This window comes from Haloplanus vescus (genome assembly GCF_900107665.1).
GTDB lineage: Archaea > Halobacteriota > Halobacteria > Halobacteriales > Haloferacaceae > Haloplanus > Haloplanus vescus.
In genome coordinates, this window is sequence record NZ_FNQT01000001.1 from 572,335 (window position 1) to 590,753 (window position 18,419).

Below are 18,419 nucleotides of genomic sequence, written 5' to 3' on the forward strand. Positions count from 1 at the left end.
CCCGCGTTATCAGGCCTGACATTCCCAGCGAGGAAAACCGACTTGCCCCCGCGGTGTGACAACCGACCGATGACCGTCTTCTTCGAGGACGTCGACCGCTGGGACGGCGAATCGCACGGCACCTACGAGGTGACTGAAGGGGAAATCGTCGAATTCGCCGAGCGCTACGACCCGCAGTGGTTCCACACCGACCCCGAGCGAGCGGCCGAGTCCCCGTACGGCGACCTGATAGCGAGCGGGTGGCATACGGCCGCGATGTCGATGCGCCTGTTCGTCGAGGGCTTCCTCGACGAGACGGCAACGATGGGCGCGAAGGGCCTCGACCGCCTGCGCTGGCCGGCACCGGTCCACCCCGGCGACGAACTCACGATTCATTCGACGATTCGCGGCGTCGACGAGGAGAGCGGGACCGAGGACTACGGCGTCGTGCGCTGGGGCGTCGAGACGACAGCGGGCGAGAAGACGGTGCTCGCGCTCGAAGCGCTGGTGCTCGTCGCGCGGGCGTGAGAGGTTACTTGTCCCAGCGGTCGGGTTCGTCGTACTCGTCGAGGAGTTCCGACCGGTGGTCGAGTTGGGCCGTCGCGCGCCGGAGGACGCCCAGCAGCGTGTGAATCTCGCGGTCGGTCGGGTGGGCGCGCCCCACGAGGCGGCGGACGAGTCGCCGCGTCTTGTCTCGCTTGACTGGTTTGTAGCCGCTGGCGTCCAAGAAGTCGCCGACGTAGTCGTGGAAGCGTTCGATGTCGGCTTCCTCGGCTCGCTCCCGTTCCACGTCCGGGAGCTGTGTCTCCTCGACGGTCAGGTCCCGGAGTTCGTAGAGCAGGATGGTCGCTGCCTGCCCCAGATTCAGGACGGGGTAGTCGTCGCTGGCGGGGATGGAACACACCTCGTCCAGCTGGGCGAGTTCCTCGTTGTCGAGGCCGCGGCCCTCGCGCCCGAAGACGAGCGCCGTCGGCGCGTCGACGGTCCGTAGGCTGTCGGCGAGTTCCCGCGGCGTCTTGAACGGGAAGCGGACGTGGCGACGGCTGTCCTCGCCCGTGATAGCCGTACAGCCCACGGTGTGGTAGTTTGCGACTACCTCCTCGAAGGTCACTTCGTCGGCGTTCGGGAGGACGTCCTCGCGGGCGTGGCCGGCGAAGCCGTGCGCCTCGCCGTCGGGGTCGAGCTCCGGCGGGTTCACGAGCTTCAGGTCCGTCATCCCGAAGTTCTTCATCGCGCGGGCGATGGTGCCGATGTTGCCCGGCGTCTTGGCGTCGACCACGACGACGACCGGCGGGTCCCGGCTCATCGTGACGGGTAGTCGGTGCCGAGGTCGACGTCGTCGAGGTCGAGGTCCTCGTCGTCGCCCGTCTCCTCGTCTCGGTCGTCGCGCAGGTCGATGGTCCGTCCCTCGAAGGACTCGTTCACGCGCTGGTGGACCTCCTCGGGGCCCGGCGGCGCGGGGAGCGTGTCGGGGTCGGTCTCGACGTGGTCGAGGCCGCCGTACGCGTCCGGCGCCCGGCCACCGTTCGCGAACCAGTCGTGGAACTGCTCGCGGAAGTCGGGGTCGCCGCGGTGGGCCTTCCCGCCCGCTTCTCGATACCAGTAGAGGAAGTCGGCCTCGTGGTCGTCACAGAGGAGGAGTTCGTCGCCGGGTTCGCCGTAGACGATGGCCGCCGGCGCACAGCGTTCGATGTGCTCGTCGCCGTGCTCCAGATAACAGGCGTCGCACGGCTCCTCGACGAGGTAGGTGAGCCGAACCAGTCGCTCGCGTGGCTCCTCGGGTATCTCGTCGAGTGGCTTGAACTCGCCGTCCTCGGTGAACACCTCGGACTCCTCGAAGCGCCAGCCCCGGAGGCCGATGCTGACCTTTGCCATTGGGCCGAGGTAGCGTCGCGACCGGTAAAAAGAGCGCGTTGTCGGCGGGACTGATAGTCGTGGCCTCGCCGTCGACCACCGGTCCGCATATGGTGGTCGGGGCCCGAAAGCCGCCCATGCGAAACGTGGACGCCGCGGGGCTCGGCATCGGCGACGACTATCCGCCGCGACTCATGGGGGTGTTGAACGTGAGCGAGGAATCGCCCTACGAGCCGAGCGTGTTCGACGACGCGGGCGAGGCCGCCGCCTACGTCGACGAGGAGCTCATCGGCGAGGGCGCCGACATCGTCGACGTGGGCCTCGAATCTGCGAACAAGCGCTTCGAGGTGCTGTCCGCGGAACAGGAACTCGACCGCCTCGAGACGGCGGTGGCGGCGATGGAGTCCGTCTCCGGCGACGCCGTCTTCTCTATCGAGACGCGCTATCACGAAGTCGCCGAAGCGGCCCTCGACGCCGGCTTCGACATGGTCAACGACATCTGTGGCTTCGCCGACCCGGAGATGCCCCGCGTCTGCGCCGAACGCGACGCCGCCGTCGTGAAGATGGCCAGTCCCCCCGACCTGACGCGGCCGGGCGCCATCGAAGCGGTGGACGACATCTACGCCGCCCTCGAACGCGAGGGCCTGACCGAGAAGACCATCGTCGACCCCGCGTTCGGCGGGTGGAGCGAGGAGAAAACACTAGAGGACGACCGAGAGACGTTCCACCGGCTCCGTGAGTTTCGCGCCCTCGACCGACCGATTCTCGTCTCCATCAACCGGAAGAACTTCCTGCGCGACCTAGCCGGGCGCTCGACAGAGGAGGCCCTGCCCGTCAGCCTCGCGGCCACCGCGATGGCCGTCGAACGCGGCGCACACATCGTCCGCACCCACGACGTGGCCGAGACGCGCGACGCCGCCCTCGTCGGCGACGCGTTCGCGCGCGAGCGAGTGCGACACGGTGGCGAGGTGGCCGTCGAAGAGCTCGACGTGACATCCGTCGGCGACTTGCGCCGCCACCTCGACCGGGTCGACGGCGGCAGCGAACTCGCGCGGCGGGGCGTGGTGCGCGTCTTCGAATTCGCCGACCTCTCGCCGACGGCGCGTGAGACACTCGCCGAGGCCGTCAGCGGGACGAACGCCGCCCTCGCCGGGTCGGGCACCAGTCGATTGCTCGTGGGGACGCCCGCCGACCTGTCGGAGGTCGTCGACGCCGCGTCGGGGGAATCGAGTGCGCTCGACGCCGCACTCGCGGCGGTCGAGGAGATTGTCGAGTAAGAGAAAACTTATGCCAGACGCTTCGAAACAAATAGCGTGGACGCCGGGGCGACACTCGGGTAGGGGTACTTGGTGTCGTGCCGGCTATTGTGTCCTTATTGGTCCTCGATGAACTACCAGACGTGGAGCCACGCGTACGAGCAGATTCTGGCCGATTTCGGGTACGACCCCGCCGCCGACGAACGGGCGCGTGACCGACTGGCCACCCTCACCGACCCCTTCGACGAGTCGCGACTCGCCGCGATGCGGGGCGCGACGGTGGCCGTCGCCGGCGCGGGACCGTCGCTCACGAGCGACCGTGACCGCCGTCTCGCGGCCGAGGCGGACGTGGTGGTCGCCGCCTCCGTCGCCGCGAAGCGCCTCCGCGAGGCCGGGGTTGCCGTCGATCTGATGGTCACCGACCTGGACAAATCGCCGGCGACGGCCCGGACGCTGACCCGCGAGGGCGTCCCCGTCGCGGTCCACGCCCACGGCGACAACGTTCCCGCCGTCGAGGAGTGGGTGCCGCGGTTCGACGACGAACACGTCCTGCCGACGACGCAGGCCGAACCCCGCGGCCCGGTCGTGAACTACGGTGGGTTCACCGACGGCGACCGCGGGGCCTTTCTGGCCGACGCGTTCGGCGCCGACACCCTCGTCTTTCCGGGGTGGGACTTCGACGACGAGGGTGTGAGCGAGACGAAGCGGCGGAAACTGGTCTGGGCCGAGCGCCTGCTCTACTGGTTGGAGCGTCGCCGCGACGACCACTTCGCCGTCCTCGACGGCCGGCGCGACGACATCGCCTCGATGTAGCGGGCGCCGGTCGAAACCCACTAAGCCACGCCCTGCGAAGCGCCGCCATGACTCCGCTGGAGCGGTACGAATCGCTCGTCGACGACTTCGAGGCGTTCAGGCAGGCCTGCGAACGGCCCCTCCCCTCGGTCGTCCGCGTCAACACCATCAAGGCGACGGTCGACCGCGCGACCGACGCCCTCGACGCCGAAGGCATCGCCCACGAACCGACCGACTGGCACCCCGGCGTCTTCCGACTCCCGAACGACTCGCCGGGTCGAAACTGGCCCCACGCCCACGGCTGGATTCACGGCCAAGAGGAGGTGTCGAACCTCCCGGCGCGGGTTCTCGACCCCCAACCCGGCGAGCGCGTGTGGGACACCTGCGCCGCGCCGGGGAGCAAGACCACCCAACTCGCGGCGCTGATGGACGACAGGGGCCTCCTCGTCGGCAACGACAACAACCTCGGGCGCCTGTCGGCGCTCCGACACAACGCCGAGCGCCTCGGCGTGACGAACCTCGTCGTCACGAACCAGGACGCCCGCAACTTCTCGCTGAAACCGCTGGGCGAGAACGCGGCCGACGACCGAGGCGTCGACGCCTTCGACCGCGTCCTCGTCGACGCGCCCTGTTCCTGCGAGGGGACGATTCGGAAGAACCCGGACGCCTTCGACACGTGGAGTCTGGACCACGTCCACAGCGTCGCGGGCGTCCAGAAGGGCATCCTCCGGCGAGCGATTCAGGCCACTCGCCCCGGGGGCACGGTCGTCTACTCCACCTGCACGTTCGCCCCCGAGGAGAACGAGGCGGTCCTGGACCACGTCCTCGACGAGGAGGACTGCCGCCTCGTCGACTTCGAGACGCCTCTCGACGGCGTCCCCGGCGTCACCGAGTGGCAGGACGAGGCGTACGACCCGAGCGTCGAGAAGGCGCTTCGCATCTACCCACATCACAACGACACGGGCGGGTTCTTCTGTGCGAAACTGGAGGTGGGCGCATGAGCGAGAACGACGGCCAGCAGTTCGACCGCCTGCCCGCCACTGCCGAGGACCGCAACGTCGCGGGCCGGGCGACGCGCGCCGAAGTCGTCGACTGGTGGACCGACCGCTTCGGCGTCCCCGCCGAGACGTTCGAGGGGTACACCTTCTGGGAGAAAGGCGCCGGGAAGGTGTGGGCCTTCGCCGCCGACCTGCCGACCCCGACCGACGTGGAGGGACTTGGCATGACGTTCCTGCGGACGCGACAGGAGCACTGGAAGCCGACGACGAACGCCGTCCAGCGATTTGGCTCGCTGGCGACGAGAAACGTCATCGAACTCGACGACGACGACGCCGTGGACTTCCTCGCTGGCGAAGATGTCGACCCCGAGTGGGAGGGCGACTGGGGGTATCTCGTCGTCGCGCACGAGCTGGCGGGCGGCCTCGAACCCATCGGCGTCGGTCTGTACGTCCACGACGAGTTGCGGTCGGTGATTCCGAAGGGGCGGCGGGCGTCGCTGTCGGAGTAGTGGGAAGCGGGGAAACCACTAACACCCTACATGTAGATTCGCCGAAGGGAGACGACCGATGGCATACTTCGAAACCAACGACGGTGTTCCGATTTACTACGAGGACCGCGGCGAAGGTGACCCGATTCTCCTCATCCACGGGTGGACGATGAACTCGACGTACTGGTGGCAACGCAACGTCGACCCCCTCGTCGAGGCGGGCCACCGGGTCGTGACGATGGACCTCCGCGGCCACGGCAAGTCGGGGAAGACCGACGCGGGACACACGCTTGCGCAGTACGCCCGCGACGTGCGCGAACTGCTCGACCACCTCGATCTGACGGGCGTGACGCCGGTCGGGTGGTCGATGGGGACCGCCGTCATCCTCAACTACGTCGACCAGTTCGGCACCGACGGCCTCGCGAAGGTGGTCTTCGTCGACCAGAGCCCGAACTTCCACACGGACGACGAGTGGGAACACGGGCTGCTGGGCACGTTCTCGGGCGAGGCGGCGACCGAACTCGCGACCAATCTGGAGTACGACCGACCGTCCGCGGGCAAGCCGTTCGTACAGGCCATGTTCGCCGACACCATCGACGACGACCTCGTCGACGAGATGTACGCGGAGACGACGAAGACGCCGACGAGCGTCACCATCGACATCTTCCTCGACATGTCGTACGGTGACCTCCGCCCGGTGGTGAGCGAGGTGGACGTGCCCGCCCTGCTGATATACGGCGAGCAGAGCGACATCTTCCCGACGGACGTGGGGGCGTGGCTCGAAGCCGAGATGCCCGATGCGACGCACCTCCGCTTCGAAGAGAGCGGCCACTGCCCGTTCTGGGAGGAGGCCGAGCGGTTCAACGAGGAACTCGCGCAGTTCGTCTAGTCGGCCCGGCGGAGCGTCCCACCGCTCAGCCCCTCCCACTCGACGCGGAGGCCGAGCGTCGAGCAGACGGCGCTGGTGTCGTCGACTCCGTATTCGTCGAGAATCGCCTCGGCCTCGGCGAGCGTCTGTCCGGGTTCGAGTCGGTCGCGCAGGTCGTCGAGGACGGCGGGCCGGACGAGCGTTCGCCCCACGCGGTCGTGGTCGGGGACGGCAACGTCGTCGAGAGCGTCGACGCTCACGCCGTGGTCGGCCGCGAGTTGCTCTAGCGTCACCACGTCGGCGTCGGGCCGGAGTTCGTCGGGAAGCGTCGCACGCGTCTCGGCGACCAGCTCCTCTTCGTAGTGGCGGAGGGCGTCGACCACGTCCTTGACGCGCACCGACCCGGAGTACGGGATGGCGCGGTGGTCGCGGGCTTCGATGTCCTCGCCAACCCCCAGACTCTCGTCGACGGCGACGAGCATCTCGACGTCCTCGACGGTGGCGAGCTGGTCGAGTTTCTTCGAGACGTACTCGGGCGTCCAGAAGCCCATGATCTCGAAAAACACCGTGAAGTCGGCGTAGCGGTACTCGAAGGCGAAGTCTGGAATCATCACTCGCGTCCCCGCCGCGAGGGGTTCGGGTTCGCGCACGAGGTCCCAGTCCAAATCGAGCGCGGTGAAGCGAGCGGCGAAGTCCGCCTCGACGCCGCTGTCGTAGGTCGGTTCGGTCACGGGGTCGACGCCGGGGACGGACACGTCGTCGTCGGTGAGGACGAGTTCTCGCTCGGTGCCCCGGTCGTCGACGGTGGCTTCGAGGCGCCAGTCGTCGGTCTTCGCGACCGAGCGAAGCAGTCGGGCGAAGGCGGTGCCGTAGCGGCGGGTCCGCCGGAAGAGGTGGTCCGGTCCCGTGACGACCACCTCGCGGCCCGCGTCAGTGCGGCGAATCTCGTACATCAGGCCGAGGCGTTTGACCGCCGAGAGCAACGTCCGCGGGTCCGAACTCCGGACGCGCACCTCGACGGCGTCGAACAGCGCCGTCTGCGCCAGCGAGAGGTTGTACTGCTCGACGAGGCCGTCGGGGTCCCAGCGCGGGTCGAAGTCACTCAGAATCTGTCGGGGGTCGCGGTCGGCGTAGAGGGCATCGTCGAGGGCGCCGGCGTCGACGCCGAGGCGGTCGGCGGCGCGGGCGAGCGCCCGGTCGCGGTCGTCCTCGGTCACGACGCCGATATCCTCGGCGGCCTCGAAGGTGAGTCGGCGGGCGCGTTCCGGCGGGACCGCCGCCCGCGTCTCGAAGGTGGCGTCACGCTCACAGAGGGCGGCGAACCCCCGGACGAGTTTGAAGTGGTCGGCGTCGGGTTCCAGGTCGGCGAGGGCGTCCTCCAGCGTCGCGCGCGGCCGGTCGACGTGGTCCGCGAAGGTGCCGAGGACGCGCGCGGCCAGCGGGCGGTGGGCGCGGTCCGCGAACTGCGGGTGGTAGCCGCCGCCCGCCCGCGACACCCGGAGGAGGTCCTTCGTGAGCACGGCGACCCTTCGGCCCGGCGCGCCTAAAGACCCGCCGCTCCCGCACCGACAACGGTTTGACCGTCGCGAGGGAGGGTCGGGTATGCACAGGCGCCGCCTGCTCGCACTCGCCCTGCCGCTACTGGGCGGGTGTTCCTCGCTCCCGAAGGCGTCGGGGCCGCGGACGCCGCCGACGCCCGGCGACCGGCCCGCGCCGGCCGACCGCACGCTCGGGGTCCGAAATCTGGACGTGGAAGAGGCAGACGACGGCCATCTCCGAGTGGTCGCGACGGTCGCCAACCGCTCGTCGAGCGAGCGAACGCGCACGCTCCGAATCCGGGTCCAGGCGGGCGAGGTCCGAAGCGAGCAACAGCGGTCGGTGACCGTCGCCGCCGGCGCGTCTCGGGACATCGTCTTCGACTTTTCCGACATCCCTTACGAGGACTTCGCGGGCGACGGGTCGGTGAACACGGCCTGGCTCTAACGCGTCAGCGCCGTCGTTCCGCGACTCGCTCTTCGGCCGTCTCGGCGCTGACGACTTCGTAGAGAATCGCCTCGCGTCCGTCGGATTTGGGGCGGAGGATGCGCCCCAGTCGCTGGGTGAACTCGCGCTCGCTCCCGCTTCCGGAGAGGAGGACGGCCACGCTCGCGTCGGGCACGTCCACCCCCTCGTCGAGGACGTTCGCGGTGACGACTCGCGTGTAGTCGCCTCGCCGGAAGCGGTCGAGGATCGACCGGCGCTCGCTGGCGCCCGTCTCGCCGGTGATGGCCGGGAGCAGGAACCGCTCCGAGAGTCGGTAGACGAGGTCCGTGTGGGCGGTGAAGACGATGACGCGTTCGTCGCGGTGGCGGTCGAGGAGTCGGGCCAGCGCCTCGACTTTTGCGTCGGCGTTCATCATGATTTCGCGCGCGTCCTGTTTGGCCAAGAGGGCCTCCCGCGCCCGCGGGTCGCTCCCCGACCGCTTGACGAGTTCCTGATAGTCGCTACCCGAGGTGAGCGAGAGACCGCTGGTCTTGAGGTAGTCGACGAACGTGCCCTGTGCCTCCTCGTAGGCCGCCCGCTCCTCGGGCGTGAGGTCGACTTCGATGCGTCGGAGGTCGTAGTCCGCGAGGTGTTCGCCGGCTAAATCGTCGACGGCGAGGTCGTAGACCACGGGGCCGACCAAGTCAGCGACGACTTCGTGGGCGCCGTCGGGGCGCTCGAAGGTGGCGGTCAGGCCGAGGCGGGCAGGGGCAGCGAGCAGTCGCGCCACGTCGCGATACCCCTCGCCACCGAGGTGGTGGACCTCGTCGAAGACGACGAAGCCAAACTGGTCGCCGAGTTCGTCGGCGCGGAGATAGGCGGAGTCGTAGGTCGACACCGTGATAGGTTCGACCGTCTGCTCGCCGCCGCCGAGTTGGCCGACGGGAGCGTCAAACTCCGTTTCGAGTTCGCGGCGCCACTGGGTCAGGAGGTCGACGGTGGGGACGACGACGAGCGTCGGCGTGCCGAGCGCGGCCATTGCGGCGACGGCGACGACCGTCTTGCCGCTCCCCGTGGGCAGTTCGAGGACGCCCCGGCAGTCGTTCGCGGTCCACGCGTCGAGGGCCTCGCGCTGGTAGGACCGGAGGTCGTAGTCCGTCGAGAGGTCGAGCGCCGGCAGGTCAAGGACGCGGTCCTCGTAGTCGACGCCGGCGTCGTCGAGGGCCTGCCGGAGGGCGGCGTAGCGGTGGGCGGGGAGGCGGTGGGTGCCGCTCCGCTCGTCGAGGGCGACGGGGAGCGAGTCGGGCACGTCGCCGTCGAGCGCGATAGTGCCGTCCTCGAACCGGCAGACGAGAGTCACGGTCGAGGTTCGAGAGGTGGAAATAAATGCCCTCCGCCCCCGGGCTAGCGTATGAGCGACGACGACCTCGAAGCGGCGGTAACGGAGTTCCTCGACGCCACCGAACGCGTCTACGACGAGTACGACGATGGCTACATCGACGCCGACGCGGCGCTGTCACAGCTCGGCGACCACGTCTCCACGCTCCGGGACGCCCACGAAGGCGAGTAACACTGTCGGCTGGACGTCGATACAGGAGACAGTATAAGCAACACCTATGCCGGGGCGGTCCCGGTTGGTGGATATGAGCGAGTTCTCCGCACGCGTCGAGTCGATTTCGATCAGCGGCATCCGCGAGGTGTTCGAAGCCGCGGGCGAGGACGCCATCAACCTCGGCCTCGGCCAACCCGACTTCCCGGCGCCCGACCACGCCCGCCAAGCAGCGGTCGACGCCATCCAAGCCGGCGAGGCCGACGCCTACACGAGCAACAGAGGCATCCAGCCCCTCCGCGAGGCCATCGCCGACAAACACGCCCGCGACCAGAACGTGGCCGTCGACCCCGACGACGTCATCGCCACCGCGGGCGGGAGCGAGGCGCTCCACCTCGCCCTCGAAGCCCACGTCGACGCCGGCGAGGAGGTCATCTTCCCCGACCCCGGCTTCGTCTCCTACGACGCGCTGACGAAAGTCGCGGGCGGGACGCCCAAGCCCGTCCCCCTGCGCGACGACCTGACGCTCGACCCCGCCGCGGTGGAGGAGGCCATCACGGACGACACCGCCGTCTTCGTCGTCAACAGCCCCGGCAACCCGACCGGTGCCGTCTCGCCCGAGGAGGACATCCGCGAGTTCGCCCGCATCGCCGACGAACACGACGTGGTCTGTGTCTCCGACGAGGTGTACGAACCCTTCGTCTTCGAGGGCGAGCACCACTCGCCGATGACCTACGCCGACACCGACAGCGTCGTCACCGTCAACGGCTGTTCGAAGACCTACTCCATGACCGGGTGGCGACTCGGGTGGGTCACCGCGTCGTCGCGGCGCGTCGAGCGAATGCTCCGCGTCCACCAGTACGTGCAGGCCTGTGCGTCCGCGCCGGCCCAGTACGCCGCCGAGGCGGCCCTGACCGGCCCACAGGACGTGGTCGACGAGATGCGAGCGACGTTCGAGGAGCGCCGGAATCTCCTCCTCGACCGCTTCGAGGAGATGGGCGTCGAGGTGCCGACGCCGAAGGGGGCGTTCTACGCCATGCCGAAGGTGCCCGACGGGTTCGTCGACGCCTGCATCGACCGCGGCGTCGTCGTCGTCCCCGGCGACGCCTTCGGCGACCACGGCGCGGGCCACGCCCGCATCTCCTACGCCAACGATACGGAGACGCTCCGGGAGGCACTCGACGTGATGGAATCGGTCGTCACGGACCTGCGCGAGTGAGGCGGATAAACGCGAATAAACGGGGGTGAGTGGGGTAAACGCTACGTTAAACTATCCACGCGTCGTGAGTTGGAGTACCCGCTGACGAACGGGTCCTCCATCCGTCTTTCAGTTCGCGGTGCTAACGATTTTGATGACGTCGCCCTCTTCGAGTTCGTGGTCCTCGCCGATTCGGCGGTCCGACCGCGCGTCGACGGCGTGCAGGTAGCCCTCGCCGATATCGGAGTGGATGGCGTAGGCGAGGTCACGCGGCGTCGACCCCGCAGGGAGGAGCATGGCGTCGGGGAGGACGGTCCCGCTCCCGTCGGTCCAGCGCGTCTCGTTCTGGACGGGGTAGACGGTGATGTGGTCGAGGAGGTCGTAGACGGCGTGGTCGATGGCGGCCTGCACGCCGGTGCCGCCGTACTCGGCCATCACCTCGCGGATGCGGTCCAAACCCTCGCGTTGGGCGTCGGTCACGTCGCCGACGATGTCGAAGTCGGCGTCGCCGGGGTCGTAGTCGACGACGCCGGCGTCGGCGGCGGTGCGCAGGGCGAGTTCGCCGTCCGCCGTCGTCGGGACGATAGGCTTGTTCGTCTCGCGGAGGCGGTCGAGGTTCTCTGGCGGGGCGATGTCGGCCTTGTTGGCGGCGATGAGAAGCGGTTTGGTGCGGGCGCGAATCTCCTCGGCCAGCGCCTCGCGGTGTTCGTCGGTCCACTGAATCGGGTCCTCGGGATACTCCAAGTCGCGGAGGCTGGGGGCCACGTCGGCCACCGTCGCCCCGAACCCGGTGAGCATCGAGGTGAGCGCCTCGTCGATGTCGAACTCGGGCGAGCGAGACTTCCGCTCGACACCCTCCCAGTTGCTGGCGATGATGCCCGCGAGCCACTGGTCCATCTCGCGTTCCACGAAGTCGACTTCGTCGACGGGGTCGTAGGCCCCGACTTCGACCGGTTCGCCCTCGGCGTTGGTCTCGCCGGCGGCGTCGACGACGTTCACGATGGCGTCGGCGTTCGTGAGTTCGTCGAGGAACTGGTTGCCGAGGCCCTTCCCCTCGTGGGCGCCGGGGACGAGGCCCGCAACGTCGAGGAGTTCGACGGGGACGTAGCGCTTGCCGTCGTGACACCGTTCGTGGCCACAGCGCTCGTCGAGTGCGAGACAGGGACAGTCGGTGCGCGCGTGTGTCACGCCGCGGTTGGCGTCGATGGTCGTGAAGGGGTAGTTCCCCACGTCGACCTCGGCGCGCGTTGCGGCCTGATAGAACGTCGACTTGCCCGCGTTCGGCTTGCCCGCGAGCGCGAGAGAGAGCATAGTGGCTGTGGGTGAGTCGGCGGGAATTTACTTTCGGTCCCAGCGACGCTCACTCGATGTCGCGGTCGGCGTCCGGGCGGACGATACGCATCTCGCCGCGCGAGCGAATGGAGCCGTCGACGACGGCGTCCTCGTGGAGTTCGAGGTCGGCACACGACACGTCGCCGAGGATACGAACGTCTTCGGCGAGTTCGACAGTGCCGCCGCGGGTTGTCACGTCGCCGTGGATGCGCGTGCCCTCGCTGACGGTCACGTCGCCGCGGGCGCGGAGACTCCCGAAGACGTTGTTGTCGGCGCCCATCTCGATGGTGCGGGCGCGGAGATTGCCGTGGAGACGGCAGTCGTCGCCGACAGTCGCGGGCGTCGACACCTGCCACGAGTCGTCGGAGACGGTGCCGCCGCGCGGGATCACCAGCGGGTCGTTCGGGGCGTCGCCGCCGAGGGCCTCCGCGATTTCCTCGGCGGCGTCCGTCTCGCCGACGCGCAGGAGTTGGGAGAGGACGATGAAGTAGAAGACGAGGGTCGGAACCGGATTTCGGATGACGATCCAGCCGTTGGCCTCGAAGCCCTCGTCGATTTCCACGTCGTCGCCGATGTCGAGGTCGCCGGAGACCATGAGGCGGCCGCCGACGTGGACGCGTTCGCCGAGGTAGGCGTCGTCGCCGACGAGGACGTTCCCGGCCACGTCACACCACATGTCGAGTCGGCAGTCGCTCTCGGCCTCGATGTCGCCGCCGAAGCGGACGCGTTCGCCGGCGATGACGTTGCGGCCGCGAACGCCGAACTCGACCGTGCCCTGGCCGCCGACGATGACGTCGCCGTCGGTGACGAGGTCGTGCTCCTCGACGGTCGTCCCGTCGGGTATCTTCAACTCGTCGAGCGGGTCCCTCCCGAGTGCCACGCGCCTGTGTTCTCGCTACGGATATTAAAACGACCGTCAGACGCAGGGCTGACGGGACGGGCGGCGACACGTGGCCGACGAAGGCGCCCGTAGGACGGCAGGGTTTTTTCCGGGCGCCGAGTAGGCTGGGCTATGACTACGCTCTCGTTCGACGAGCAGGGTGTCGACGTCGTCTACGAAGGGACCGAATTCCGCCTCGAGAAGGCGCTCATCGAGGACGCGGTGGAGAAGCAGTACCCCGACGTGACCGACCACGAGGTGCTACAGATGGTCGAGAAGGAACCGACGCTCAGCGGCGAACCGCGTCGCATCGGCGACATCATCCACTAGGTGCGTTCGACGGTATCGGTCGTCGTCACGGCGTCCAGCGAGGTGTCGAAGCGTTCTTCGATACCGATTCGGCAGATGGACTTCGCGATGGCCGCGCCACCGCGGAACGGGTCGAGTTTCGTCTCGCCCGCGCGTTCGTCGTACTCGATTTGCAGTTCAGCGACGCGGTAGTTGCGCGCGGCGGGGCGCATCAGGAGTTCCGCGGAGAGGCCCGTGTTCTCGGTCCACTCGATTCGGTGGAGGAGTTCGCGCCGGTAGGCGCGCATCCCGGTCGTCACGTCGTGGAACCGCTGGCCGAGGAAGAGACTGGCCAGGGCGGCGAAGGCGCGGTTGCCGAGGCGGTTGAGTAGCGGCATCGTCTCCGGACCGGGCGAGATGCGGTCACCGCTCACCACGTCGTACCCCTGGTTGATTCGGTCGAGGAAGTCCGGAAGGCGCTCCATCGGATAGGTGTCGTCGCAGTCGGTAGTGACGACGATTGGACGGTCGGGCGTCAACACCGCCTCGCGGACGGCGACGCCGTACCCCTGTGGCTCCTGTTCGATGACCGTGGCGCCCATGCCGCGCGCGATATCGGGCGTTCGGTCGTCGGACCCGTCGACACAGACAACCTCGGCCCGCCCGTCGGTCACTCGGTCGATGTCCGCGAGTACGCCTCCAATCGCTTCCTCCTCGTTGTACGTCCCCATGACGACGGCCACGTCGTCGAAGGTGAAATCGCTCATACCCGTATCTGCTGGTCCCGCTACTTGAGCATTTAGGTTTGCCTAAAAGGTCGTGTTGGCGGGAGAGCAGGTCGTATGGAGGCGATTCGTGACCACATCGGCGAGGCGTTCGAGGTTCACCGTGTCCTCGCGGTTGTACGATACCAGTTCGTCGAGGGCGGCATCGTCGCCGCGTTCGTACTGTCGCCAGAGGCGAACGGCGTCCTCGCCGGATAGGTCTGGTCGGTCACGGTCGATGCCCACCTCCTTCTCGATGGGTTTGAGGCCGCCGGTCAAGTCGAGGCGACGGCAGGGGTACATGAGGTCGAGGTGAGGCACGTCGATGGCAAGGTCGAACGAGTCCTCGAGGAAGGGCACGTCGAACCGCGCGCCGTTGAACGTGACGATGAGCGGGGCGTCCGCGAACTGCTCGCGGAGGGCGCCCGCCGTGAGGTTGTCGCCGCGGACGAGCGTCGTGGTGTCGCCGCCGCGGTGGAAACTCACCGTCGTCACGTCGTTGCGCGCCGCGTCGAGACCCGTCGTCTCGATGTCGAAAAAGAGCGCGTCGTCGCGGAAGTTCTCGTAGAGGCGCCAGCGCTCGCCGGAGGGGAACGATTCGTCGAAGAAGTGAGCGTCGCCCCGCCGGAGGTGGTCGGTGGCGATATCGACGAACTCGTGGATGCGGTCGGCCGTCGTCGGCCCGACGACGGAGCCGTCGAAGTCGTCCCAGTGCGTGACGCCTGCCTCCCAGAGGCGGCGCTCGGTCGCCTCGCCGACGCCGCGGACCGGGATGAAGCTGTTCTCGATTCGCACACGCGTACTGGCCGGCGAGGGAGCAAAAACCTCGCGCTTGCGGTCAGTACGAGAAGGGATCGGACGTGACGAAGTCGGGCGACCAGCCGTCGGGCTTCAGTTGGACGTACGCCCGAGAGCCGATGGCGACGGTGAACACGTTCGCGACGGCACCGAGGACGACGCCGACCAGTCCGGTCAGGAGGGGCGGCGCCCCGACGAATCCGAGCACGAGACTCGGCACGGCACTCGCGATACCGATGGCGAGGATGACCAGCAACAGGAGGAAGATTGCGAGACGCTCACCCTTGGTCAGGTCCCACCCGGTGCGCAGGGCCTCGATAGCGTTCTCTTCGGCGGCGATGACTTCGAACTGGACGAAGTACAGCCCGACGGCGAGGTAGATACCGGGGATGACGAGGAGAAGCGTCCCGAGGCCGATGAACACGTTGACGACGACGCTCGCGATGATGGCGTTCAGGACGACCCACGGCAGGTGCCGACTGACGCCGGTGGGGAACGTGCGCCGAGCGTCGCTGACGAATGTCCGGATGGCGACGACGCCGACGACCTGTGCGACGACGAGTTGGACGAGAAAGAGGACGGCAGCGACGGGAAGCCCGACGTCAAGGGCGAGCACACCGGAGCCACCGACGCCCGGCGTCGTCGGTGTGAGTGCGGCGTCCGGTTGCTGGGCGTCCATCGCTGCGACTCTGAGCGTTTCGGCGGCGACGGAGGACACGATACCGATGGCGAGGTACGCCACGAACAGGAGCCCGGCCACCCGCGTCGGAATGCGGGAGAATCCGTTCTCGAGTGCGGCTGCAACGTCGAGTGACATGAGGGCAGTCTGTCACTCTCGCTCGGCGGACAAATAGGTGCGGATGGGCCGACCGGTCAGTCGCTCGTCGCGGTGTCGTTGGCCTGCGCCGATCCCGGTACCACTCGGACCGTCTCGTTGTCGTACACCTTCATCGTCTCGACGACCGTCCCGTTCGGGGCGACGCGTTCGACGACGATGCGCGGCGAGCGCTCCGTGTCGTCGTCAGTCGATTCGGGCTGGTCTGCGACGCGTTCCCCGTTGAGGAACGCCGTCACCTCGGGGGTCGTATCCACCTCGTTGACGTCGCTCGACTGAGCGTTCACGAAGGCGATGTAGGCGATGCCGCTACTGTCCTCGGGGACGACCCGCACCTCCCAGTAGAGTTGCCCGTCGACGACGACCGGAATCGGTTCGGAGGGGATAAAGCGGTTCCAGTCGGTCGTGCGCGCCGCCTGCCGGACGTAGTCGGTGGCCTTGCGCGCGCCGAACAGCGAGGAGTCGGGCGAGTAGGTTTCGTACTCACCGGTCCGGGCGTCGATAGTCCACACCTCTTTCAGTCCCTGTGCCTGCCCGTAGGGTTCGACGGCGACGACGTACTCCGGCCCGCTCTCGGTGAAGACGAGGAACGGCTGGTCGTTGTCTTCGCCGGGGACCGGTGCGACTTCGATTTCGTCTTCGTGGCTCGTGAACGTGTTGACGATGCCGTTCCGATACTTGGTCGCCGCGACGGATTCTCGCGCCAGATCGAAGGGGTAGAGTTTCTGCTCGCGGAGCGCGGGGTGGTCGCGGGCCGCCGACGGTGAGAGGTCTTGGACGCGCCCGTCGCCGTGTATCAACACGACGCCGCCCCACTCGGGGGTGGTGTGGGGAAGCGGGAGCCAGTGGAACTCCGGTTTCGTGTAGGGGACGGCGATATACTGCTCGCCCTCGTCGACGACCATGAACGGGTCTTCGTACTCGACGAGGTAGTTCGCGCGCTTGAGCGTCGCGAACCGGTAGTTGTTGTAGAAGGCCGGGCCGACGCCCCGTTCGACGTCGCCGACGACGGTGTCAACCTCGGCGTTCTGCTGGCTCATGTCGACGAGGACCGTCCCGTGTTGACGCTTGGTGTAGTGGTTGAAGGTGCCGTCGGGAGCGAGCGCGTACGACCAGTAGGGTGTGCCGTTCCGGACGGTGATGTCGCCGCCATCGATGCGGTACTGTGGGAAGTTGAGGGTGTTCGATGCGTAGCGCTCGGCGACGGATTTCGTCACCACGCGCGGACGGGCGGGGTCAGTCTCGGACAGGCTGTCGGCGGTGTCGGCCCGCGCCATCGTATCCTGCCCGAGCTGTGCCCCCGTCAGCAGGCCACCAACGCTCGACCCGACGAGGAGGACGACGACGAAGACGGCAAAGCCCACCTGTCCATCGGCGACGGTACCGAGGCGTCGGCGGAGCAGTACCGCCACCCCGAGTCCGAGCGCCGCCGCAATCGGGAGGACGGGCGTCGTGTAGACGCCGTAGACGACGGTGTGAAACCACGGGCGGAAGAACCACACGAGGCCGAACGCGACGAGACCCAGCAGGACGGCGGCGCTCCGAACCGCCTGCGGGTGTCGAGCGTGCAGGTCGGTGAGACGGTCCCGTATCAGCAGGAGTAGCTCGTCAACGGAGGGCATGTGCCACCGAGTCGTGACCGGACGGGTATGAGAATGTCGGTGGGGGAGCGGGTCAGTCGGGCAGAGGGCAGGCGTGCCCCGTGTGTCGAGACCACGCCCGAGACGCCCCAGCCGACGCCGAAAATGGCACAGTCGAGTACCCCATACTTTGTATAGCGACATACAGTTTATTCGTCTGAGTGCGAACGTCGAGCGTCGACTGGTTTATCTCGCGCCCGACCCAACGACCGCCAATGTGTGGTCGGTACACGCTGTTCACACCGGCATCGAAACTCGCCGAGCGATTCGAGACGGCGACTCCTGACCTCGACCCTCGGTACAACTGTACGCCCGGCCAGGACCTCCCGGTACTCACGGGCGAGACATCCGACGAGTTCACTCGGATGGAGTGGGGACTCGTCCCCGAGTGGGCCGACGACGGGTCGAACGCACCGATCAACGCGCGGGCGGAGACGGTCACCGACAAGCCGACGTTCGCCGACGCCATCGAACACCGGCGGTGTCTCGTCCCCGCAGACGGGTTCTACGAGTGGGTCGACCGCGACGCGGGCAAACAGCCCTATCGCGTGGCGTTCGAGGACGACCGCCCGTTCGCCATGGCGGGTATCTGGTCACGGTGGCAGCCACCGACTCGACAGACCGGCCTGGGGGAGTTCGGCAACGGCGGCGCCTCAAGAGACCCCGACCCGATAGACACCTTCGCAATCGTGACGACGGAGCCGAACGAGCTGGTCGCCGACCTCCACCACCGAATGGCGGTCATCCTCGACCCCGCCGAGGAGTCGACGTGGCTCCACGGCGATATCGACGAGGCACTCGCGTGCTGTGACCCCTACCCCGCGAGCGACCTGTCGGCCCATCCAGTCTCGACGCGCGTGAACGACCCGAGTCACGACGACCCGTCGCTGATTCGAGCGACGAGCGAGGCGTGAGTGGTGAGATATTGTATTTGTGCC

Annotated in this window: 21 protein-coding genes; 11 read left to right on the forward strand and 10 right to left on the reverse strand. The window is 68.0% G+C overall.

Translation table 11 applies throughout. From position 1 onward, the window contains the following. Window positions 1–69 precede the first annotated feature (69 nt). Window positions 70–507 carry a MaoC/PaaZ C-terminal domain-containing protein gene (locus BLU18_RS03045; protein WP_092631293.1) on the forward strand — a complete coding sequence of 146 codons (438 nt, stop codon included), beginning with the start codon at window positions 70–72 and terminating at the stop codon, window positions 505–507. 4 nt (window positions 508–511) lie between these two features. On the opposite strand, the gene BLU18_RS03050 is transcribed toward BLU18_RS03045, so the two are convergent. Beyond that, a complete protein-coding gene (locus BLU18_RS03050) occupies window positions 512–1,285 on the reverse strand; it encodes an RNA methyltransferase (RefSeq protein WP_092631296.1) in 774 nt (257 codons plus the stop codon). Continuing rightward, the gene (locus BLU18_RS03055; protein ID WP_092631299.1) at window positions 1,282–1,854 is read right to left on the reverse strand and encodes a DUF8114 family protein; all 573 of its coding nucleotides are present in this window, start codon (window positions 1,852–1,854) and stop codon (window positions 1,282–1,284) included. Before BLU18_RS03055 ends, BLU18_RS03050 begins: the two co-directional genes overlap by 4 nt. A 116-nt stretch (window positions 1,855–1,970) precedes the next feature. Here BLU18_RS03055 and folP point away from each other — a divergent pair, with 116 nt between their 5' ends. The 5 genes from folP (at window position 1,971) to BLU18_RS03080 (ending at window position 6,256) form a co-directional block, all read left to right on the forward strand. After that, on the forward strand, window positions 1,971–3,110 hold the full coding sequence (folP, locus tag BLU18_RS03060) for a dihydropteroate synthase (protein WP_092631302.1): 1,140 nt from the start codon (window positions 1,971–1,973) through the stop codon (window positions 3,108–3,110). Between the two features lie 108 nt (window positions 3,111–3,218). Continuing rightward, entirely contained in the window at window positions 3,219–3,902 is a 684-nt protein-coding gene (locus tag BLU18_RS03065; RefSeq protein WP_092631305.1) for a 6-hydroxymethylpterin diphosphokinase MptE-like protein, read from the forward strand. Window positions 3,903–3,949: 47 nt separating this feature from the next. Then, window positions 3,950–4,882 (forward strand): RsmB/NOP family class I SAM-dependent RNA methyltransferase, encoded by a 933-nt coding sequence (locus tag BLU18_RS03070; RefSeq protein ID WP_092631308.1) that lies wholly within the window; start codon window positions 3,950–3,952, stop codon window positions 4,880–4,882. After that, window positions 4,879–5,388 (forward strand): DUF7122 family protein, encoded by a 510-nt coding sequence (locus BLU18_RS03075; protein ID WP_092631311.1) that lies wholly within the window; start codon window positions 4,879–4,881, stop codon window positions 5,386–5,388. The genes BLU18_RS03070 and BLU18_RS03075 overlap by 4 nt, the downstream gene beginning before the upstream one ends. A gap of 58 nt (window positions 5,389–5,446) precedes the next feature. Beyond that, window positions 5,447–6,256 carry an alpha/beta fold hydrolase gene (locus BLU18_RS03080; protein WP_092631314.1) on the forward strand — a complete coding sequence of 270 codons (810 nt, stop codon included), beginning with the start codon at window positions 5,447–5,449 and terminating at the stop codon, window positions 6,254–6,256. Here the strand turns inward: BLU18_RS03080 and BLU18_RS03085 are convergent. Continuing rightward, window positions 6,253–7,755 carry a DUF790 family protein gene (locus BLU18_RS03085; RefSeq protein WP_092631317.1) on the reverse strand — a complete coding sequence of 501 codons (1,503 nt, stop codon included), beginning with the start codon at window positions 7,753–7,755 and terminating at the stop codon, window positions 6,253–6,255. The two genes, BLU18_RS03080 and BLU18_RS03085, sit on opposite strands and share 4 nt — an antisense overlap. 82 nt (window positions 7,756–7,837) lie before the next feature. Between BLU18_RS03085 and BLU18_RS03090 the strand changes: the two genes are divergently transcribed. Then, the gene (locus BLU18_RS03090; protein ID WP_092631320.1) at window positions 7,838–8,218 is read left to right on the forward strand and encodes a hypothetical protein; all 381 of its coding nucleotides are present in this window, start codon (window positions 7,838–7,840) and stop codon (window positions 8,216–8,218) included. Window positions 8,219–8,222: 4 nt separating this feature from the next. Here BLU18_RS03090 and BLU18_RS03095 read toward each other — a convergent pair whose 3' ends face one another. Continuing rightward, window positions 8,223–9,557 carry a DEAD/DEAH box helicase gene (locus tag BLU18_RS03095; protein WP_092631323.1) on the reverse strand — a complete coding sequence of 445 codons (1,335 nt, stop codon included), beginning with the start codon at window positions 9,555–9,557 and terminating at the stop codon, window positions 8,223–8,225. Between the two features lie 51 nt (window positions 9,558–9,608). Between BLU18_RS03095 and BLU18_RS14725 the strand changes: the two genes are divergently transcribed. Together BLU18_RS14725 and BLU18_RS03100 are read left to right on the forward strand one after the other, a co-directional pair. Further along, entirely contained in the window at window positions 9,609–9,767 is a 159-nt protein-coding gene (locus BLU18_RS14725; protein WP_176791168.1) for a hypothetical protein, read from the forward strand. Window positions 9,768–9,840: 73 nt separating this feature from the next. After that, a complete protein-coding gene (locus tag BLU18_RS03100) occupies window positions 9,841–10,965 on the forward strand; it encodes a pyridoxal phosphate-dependent aminotransferase (protein WP_092631326.1) in 1,125 nt (374 codons plus the stop codon). Window positions 10,966–11,073: 108 nt separating this feature from the next. On the opposite strand, the gene BLU18_RS03105 is transcribed toward BLU18_RS03100, so the two are convergent. After that, window positions 11,074–12,255 (reverse strand): redox-regulated ATPase YchF, encoded by a 1,182-nt coding sequence (locus tag BLU18_RS03105; protein WP_092631329.1) that lies wholly within the window; start codon window positions 12,253–12,255, stop codon window positions 11,074–11,076. A 49-nt stretch (window positions 12,256–12,304) separates the two neighbouring features. After that, window positions 12,305–13,156: a polymer-forming cytoskeletal protein gene (locus tag BLU18_RS03110; RefSeq protein WP_092631332.1), complete on the reverse strand. Its 852-nt coding sequence runs from the start codon at window positions 13,154–13,156 to the stop codon at window positions 12,305–12,307. 132 nt (window positions 13,157–13,288) lie between these two features. Here BLU18_RS03110 and BLU18_RS03115 point away from each other — a divergent pair, with 132 nt between their 5' ends. Beyond that, on the forward strand, window positions 13,289–13,486 hold the full coding sequence (locus BLU18_RS03115) for a DUF5800 family protein (protein ID WP_092631335.1): 198 nt from the start codon (window positions 13,289–13,291) through the stop codon (window positions 13,484–13,486). Here the strand turns inward: BLU18_RS03115 and BLU18_RS03120 are convergent. Genes BLU18_RS03120 through BLU18_RS03135 form a run of 4 tightly spaced genes read right to left on the reverse strand, consistent with a single transcriptional unit; the run spans window position 13,483 to window position 17,463 of the window. Beyond that, the gene (locus BLU18_RS03120; protein WP_092631338.1) at window positions 13,483–14,211 is read right to left on the reverse strand and encodes a dolichyl-phosphate hexose transferase; all 729 of its coding nucleotides are present in this window, start codon (window positions 14,209–14,211) and stop codon (window positions 13,483–13,485) included. The genes BLU18_RS03115 and BLU18_RS03120 overlap by 4 nt on opposite strands. Window positions 14,212–14,253: 42 nt before the next feature. Next, window positions 14,254–15,003, reverse strand: a complete 750-nt coding sequence (locus BLU18_RS03125) for a ribonuclease H-like domain-containing protein (RefSeq protein ID WP_092631340.1) — start codon at window positions 15,001–15,003, stop codon at window positions 14,254–14,256. A 43-nt stretch (window positions 15,004–15,046) separates the two neighbouring features. After that, a complete protein-coding gene (locus tag BLU18_RS03130; RefSeq protein ID WP_092631343.1) occupies window positions 15,047–15,823 on the reverse strand; it encodes a DUF7847 domain-containing protein in 777 nt (258 codons plus the stop codon). Between the two features lie 56 nt (window positions 15,824–15,879). Further along, a complete protein-coding gene (locus BLU18_RS03135; RefSeq protein WP_218124049.1) occupies window positions 15,880–17,463 on the reverse strand; it encodes a hypothetical protein in 1,584 nt (527 codons plus the stop codon). A gap of 233 nt (window positions 17,464–17,696) precedes the next feature. Between BLU18_RS03135 and BLU18_RS03140 the strand changes: the two genes are divergently transcribed. Continuing rightward, window positions 17,697–18,395, forward strand: a complete 699-nt coding sequence (locus tag BLU18_RS03140; protein ID WP_092631346.1) for an SOS response-associated peptidase — start codon at window positions 17,697–17,699, stop codon at window positions 18,393–18,395. Window positions 18,396–18,419: the final 24 nt, after the last annotated feature.

Excerpts from the sequence above, each read along its gene's own strand:
- BLU18_RS03045 (WP_092631293.1), top strand. The coding sequence starts at position 70 with ATGACCGTCTTCTTCGAGGACGTCGACCGCTGGGACGGCGAATCGCAC.
- BLU18_RS03050 (WP_092631296.1), bottom strand. The coding sequence starts at position 1,285 with ATGAGCCGGGACCCGCCGGTCGTCGTCGTGGTCGACGCCAAGACGCCG.
- BLU18_RS03055 (WP_092631299.1), bottom strand. The coding sequence starts at position 1,854 with ATGGCAAAGGTCAGCATCGGCCTCCGGGGCTGGCGCTTCGAGGAGTCC.
- folP (WP_092631302.1), top strand. The coding sequence starts at position 1,971 with ATGCGAAACGTGGACGCCGCGGGGCTCGGCATCGGCGACGACTATCCG.
- BLU18_RS03065 (WP_092631305.1), top strand. The coding sequence starts at position 3,219 with ATGAACTACCAGACGTGGAGCCACGCGTACGAGCAGATTCTGGCCGAT.
- BLU18_RS03070 (WP_092631308.1), top strand. The coding sequence starts at position 3,950 with ATGACTCCGCTGGAGCGGTACGAATCGCTCGTCGACGACTTCGAGGCG.
- BLU18_RS03075 (WP_092631311.1), top strand. The coding sequence starts at position 4,879 with ATGAGCGAGAACGACGGCCAGCAGTTCGACCGCCTGCCCGCCACTGCC.
- BLU18_RS03080 (WP_092631314.1), top strand. The coding sequence starts at position 5,447 with ATGGCATACTTCGAAACCAACGACGGTGTTCCGATTTACTACGAGGAC.
- BLU18_RS03090 (WP_092631320.1), top strand. The coding sequence starts at position 7,838 with ATGCACAGGCGCCGCCTGCTCGCACTCGCCCTGCCGCTACTGGGCGGG.
- BLU18_RS14725 (WP_176791168.1), top strand. The coding sequence starts at position 9,609 with ATGAGCGACGACGACCTCGAAGCGGCGGTAACGGAGTTCCTCGACGCC.
- BLU18_RS03100 (WP_092631326.1), top strand. The coding sequence starts at position 9,841 with ATGAGCGAGTTCTCCGCACGCGTCGAGTCGATTTCGATCAGCGGCATC.
- BLU18_RS03105 (WP_092631329.1), bottom strand. The coding sequence starts at position 12,255 with ATGCTCTCTCTCGCGCTCGCGGGCAAGCCGAACGCGGGCAAGTCGACG.
- BLU18_RS03115 (WP_092631335.1), top strand. The coding sequence starts at position 13,289 with ATGACTACGCTCTCGTTCGACGAGCAGGGTGTCGACGTCGTCTACGAA.
- BLU18_RS03120 (WP_092631338.1), bottom strand. The coding sequence starts at position 14,211 with ATGAGCGATTTCACCTTCGACGACGTGGCCGTCGTCATGGGGACGTAC.
- BLU18_RS03130 (WP_092631343.1), bottom strand. The coding sequence starts at position 15,823 with ATGTCACTCGACGTTGCAGCCGCACTCGAGAACGGATTCTCCCGCATT.
- BLU18_RS03135 (WP_218124049.1), bottom strand. The coding sequence starts at position 17,463 with ATGCCCTCCGTTGACGAGCTACTCCTGCTGATACGGGACCGTCTCACC.
- BLU18_RS03140 (WP_092631346.1), top strand. The coding sequence starts at position 17,697 with ATGTGTGGTCGGTACACGCTGTTCACACCGGCATCGAAACTCGCCGAG.